Origin of the sequence: Roseomonas acroporae (assembly GCF_023223525.1) — a bacterium.
GTDB classification, from domain to species: Bacteria; Pseudomonadota; Alphaproteobacteria; order Acetobacterales; family Acetobacteraceae; genus Roseomonas_E; species Roseomonas_E acroporae.
This window is the reverse complement of record NZ_JALPRX010000276.1, coordinates 1-261: the sequence shown is the minus strand read 5'-3', so window position 1 is coordinate 261 and position 261 is coordinate 1. Positions and strand designations below refer to the sequence as shown.

The following is a 261-nucleotide window of genomic DNA, read 5'->3' as shown; positions in this document are numbered from 1 at the left end:
GCCGGCGTCGTCGCCCGCCTCCAGCATCACGTCGCACAGGTGGCTGGCGGCGTTGCACTCGGCCACGGCCACCTGGAGGTCGGCGCAGAGCGCCAGCAGCGCGGCGTCGGGGCCGGCGGTGGCGGCGGCAGCGGCAGGAGTGGTGACGGCCCCGCCGACCGGCAGCGCCAAGGCACCGGCCAGCGGCACGAGGCCGCGTCGGGTGATTGCGTTCATGCGCCGGCCCTCCCGGTCAGGTCGAGCAGCAGCGACCAGGGCAGC

General features: G+C 77.0%; 1 protein-coding gene. It reads right to left on the bottom strand.

Features of this window, described 5'->3' with window-relative positions; genetic code table 11:
* Positions 1-216, bottom strand: a 216-nt coding sequence (locus M0638_RS28495) for a hypothetical protein (protein WP_248670337.1), incomplete at its 3' end; no start/stop codon positions are given.
* Positions 217-261: the final 45 nt, after the last annotated feature.